This window comes from Mycobacterium sp. E136, assembly GCF_001666865.1.
Classification (GTDB): Bacteria; Actinomycetota; Actinomycetes; order Mycobacteriales; family Mycobacteriaceae; genus Mycobacterium.
Map to the genome: position 1 here is coordinate 1 of NZ_LZJE01000089.1, position 3672 is coordinate 3672.

3 protein-coding genes are annotated in these 3672 nt (G+C 65.0%); 2 read left to right on the forward strand and 1 reads right to left on the reverse strand.

The window, feature by feature from the left end; genetic code table 11:
- Positions 1–131: 131 nt before the first annotated feature.
- On the forward strand, positions 132–1031 hold the full coding sequence (locus A5698_RS06605) for a phosphoribosylaminoimidazolesuccinocarboxamide synthase (protein ID WP_068294687.1): 900 nt from the start codon (positions 132–134) through the stop codon (positions 1029–1031).
- The gene (locus tag A5698_RS06610; protein ID WP_068294690.1) at positions 1028–3133 is read left to right on the forward strand and encodes a S9 family peptidase; all 2106 of its coding nucleotides are present in this window, start codon (positions 1028–1030) and stop codon (positions 3131–3133) included. The genes A5698_RS06605 and A5698_RS06610 overlap by 4 nt, the downstream gene beginning before the upstream one ends.
- Here A5698_RS06610 and A5698_RS06615 read toward each other — a convergent pair.
- Positions 3092–3541, reverse strand: a complete 450-nt coding sequence (locus A5698_RS06615) for a DoxX family protein (RefSeq protein ID WP_068294692.1) — start codon at positions 3539–3541, stop codon at positions 3092–3094. The two genes, A5698_RS06610 and A5698_RS06615, sit on opposite strands and share 42 nt — an antisense overlap.
- Between the last annotated feature and the right edge of the window lie 131 nt (positions 3542–3672).

Sequence of the window (3672 nt, forward strand, 5' to 3'; positions counted from 1 at the left end):
GCACCCACACCGTGGTCCAGACGACCACGACGATGTCGCTGACGAGCTGGGCCATGATGCGCGACGGTGTGGTGGCATAGGGGATAAACCGCGAAGTCATGGCAGTAGATGCTGCCCGATAGGCTGACCCGATGCGCCCCGCTCTGTCCGACTACGAACATCTGGCCAGCGGCAAGGTTCGCGAACTGTATCGCGTGGACGACGAGACGCTGCTCTTCGTGGCCAGCGACCGCATCTCCGCCTACGACTACATCCTCGACTCGCAGATCCCCGACAAGGGCCGCATCCTCACCGCGATGAGCGTGTTCTTCTTCGACCTGCTGAGTCGGACGGCGGGCACACCCAACCATCTCGCCGGTCCTTCCGACGACGAGCGCATTCCCGCCGACGTGCTGGGCCGCTCGCTGGTGGTACAGGAGCTCGAGATGCTGCCGGTGGAGGCGGTGGCCCGCGGCTACCTCACCGGTTCAGGGCTCATCGACTACCAGAAGACCGGAGCGGTGTGCGGTATCGCGCTTCCCGCCGGGCTGGTCGAGGCGAGCAAGTTCGACGAGCCGCTGTTCACCCCGGCGACGAAAGCCGAACTGGGACAACACGATGAGAACATCTCGTTCGACGCCGTGATTCAGCTGATCGGCGAACAGCGCGCACAGCAGCTGCGCGACCGGACGCTACAGACCTACCGCCGAGGGGCCGAACACGCGCTGACCAAAGGGATCATCGTCGCCGACACCAAATTCGAGTTCGGTGTCGGCAAGGACGGCGAACTGCGACTCGCCGACGAGGTGTTCACCCCCGACTCCAGCAGGTACTGGCGCGCCGACGACTGGAAGGAAGGCGTCGTGCAGCAGAGCTTCGACAAGCAGTTCGTCCGCAACTGGCTCACGGGTCCGGAATCGGGATGGGACCGCGCCGGCGGCACAGCGCCGCCACCGCTGCCTCCCGACGTCGTGCAAGCCACCCGTTCCCGCTACATCGAGGCGTACGAACGCATTTCGGGACTGAAGTTCGACGATTGGATCGGGGCATGAATCCGCCGGTGGCCAAGCGCGTCGACACCAAACGCGAACATCACGGCGAGGTCTTCGCTGACCCCTACGAGTGGCTGCGCAACAAGGACGATCCCGACGTGATCGCGTATCTCGAGGCGGAGAACGCCTACACCGAGCACGTCACCGAACACCTCGCGCCACTGCGACAGGCCATCTTCGACGAGATCAAGGCCCGCACCAAAGAAACCGACCTGTCGGTGCCGACGAGGCGCGACGCGTGGTGGTATTACGGCCGGAGCTTCGAGGGCAAGCAGTACAGCGTGCACTGCCGTTGTCCGGTCGCCGACCCGGACGACTGGACACCTCCGGTGCTCGACGAGAACACCGAGATCCCCGGCGAGCAGGTGTTGCTCGACGAGAACGTCGAGGCCGAGGGCCACGAATTCTTCTCGCTGGGCGCCGCCTCGGTCAGCCTCGACGGCAACATCCTGGCCTATTCGGTCGACGTCAAGGGTGACGAGCGGTACACCCTGCGGTTCAAGGACTTACGCACCGGTGAGCTGTACGAGGACACGATCGTCGGTATCGGCCCCGGTGCGACCTGGGCGGCCGACAACCGCACCGTCTACTACTCGACGGTCGACGAGGCCTGGCGTCCTGACACGATCTGGCGCCACCGTCTTGGTTCGGGCCTGCCCGCGCAGCGGGTCTATTACGAACCCGACGAACGGTATTGGCTCGGCGTCGGCCGAACCCGCAGCGACAAATACGTCATGATCGCCGCAGGAAGCGCCGTCACCTCCGAGATGCATTACGCCGATGCGACCGACCCAGAGGCGGAGTTCGCCGTCGTGTGGCCGCGCCGCGACTTCGTCGAGTACTCCGTCGAGCACGCGGTCGTGGGCGGTGAGGACCGGTTCCTCATCCTGCACAACGACGGAGCGGTGAACTTCACCCTGGTGGAGGCGCCCGTCAGCGATCCGACCGCGATCCGCACGCTGATCGCGCATCGCGACGACGTCCGCCTCGATTCGGTCGACGCGTTCGAAAAGCACCTCGTCGTCAGCTACCGCAGTGAGGCGCTGCCGAAAATCCAGCTGTGGCCCCTGTATCCGAGCGGCGAGTACGGCCACCCCGAAGACTTCACGTTCGAGTCCGAGTTGACGTCGGCGGGCCTGAGCGCCAACCCCAATTGGAGCGCTCCCAAACTGCGCATCGGCGCCACCTCGTACACGACGCCCGTACGCATCTACGACGTCGATCTCGCCACCGGCGAACGCACGTTGCTGCGCGAGCAGCCCGTGCTCGGCGACTACCGGCCCGAAGACTATGTCGAGCGCCGCGATTGGGCGATCGCGCGGGACGGTGTGCGGGTACCGATCTCGATCGTTCACAAGATCGGGCTGCAGTATCCGGCGCCCACGCTGCTGTACGGGTACGGCGCCTACGAGGCCTGCGAAGACCCGCGGTTCTCGATCGCGCGGCTCTCGCTGCTCGACCGCGGAATGGTGTTCGCGGTGGCCCACGTGCGGGGCGGCGGCGAGCTCGGCCGGCCGTGGTACGAGCACGGCAAGATGCTCGAGAAGAAGAACAGCTTCACCGACTTCGTGGACGTCGCAGCGCATCTCGTGCAGACCGACGTCACCCGACCGGAGAACCTGGTGGCATACGGCGGCAGCGCAGGCGGTCTGCTCGTCGGCGCGGTGGCCAACATGGCGCCGGAGTTGTTCGCCGGCATCCTCGCAGTGGTGCCGTTCGTCGATCCCCTCACCACAATCCTCGACCCCTCGCTGCCGCTGACTGTCACCGAATGGGACGAGTGGGGAAACCCGTTGGAGAACAAGGACGTCTACGAGTACATGAGGTCCTACTCGCCATATGAGAACGTCGAGGCCAAGGACTACCCGAGAATCCTCGCGATGACGTCGTTGAACGACACCCGCGTGTTCTACGTCGAGCCGGCGAAATGGATTGCCGCCCTTCGTCACACCAAGACCGACGACCATCCCGTTCTGTTGAAGACCGAGATGAATGCCGGCCATGGCGGTATCAGCGGACGCTATGAACGCTGGAAGGAAACCGCATTCCAGTACGCCTGGCTACTGGACGCTGCCCAGGCCGATCACGAGCGCCGCCCCTAAGAAGACGATCTGCTCGGCGGTGCGTAGATCCAGCCGCGTCGTCATCGACTTCGGCGGGTTCGGCATCCGCGCCGCGTAGACGTTGGCCGGGAACATCGCGATCATCAACGCGAAGAGGCAGACCGCCGCGGCGACCCGGGTGGGCGGGTAGAGCAGGCCGATCGCGCCGACGATCTCGAGCACACCGGTGAGGGTCACCAACGACGCCGGGGCAGGTAATCGCGGCGGCACGATCGCGATCGTGTCGCGGCGCAGCGGGTTGACGAAGTGGGCGAACCCGGTGACCACGAACATCGCGGCCAGCCCGACGGCCACGGCAGACGGCCAGCTGTTGACGTACTCGACGCCCAGCCGGCCGACCAGCCGTGCGCCGAGCGTCCCCAGTATCAGCGTGACGAGGACGGCCATGGTCGAACTCCAATCTAGACAGTGACAAGTTCCAACGGTAGGCAATGAACTAGGCACTGTCAAGATTTCCGCTACGATGTCCGCATGAGCAGGACGTCCTATCACCACGGCGACCTGAAGGCCGTCATCCT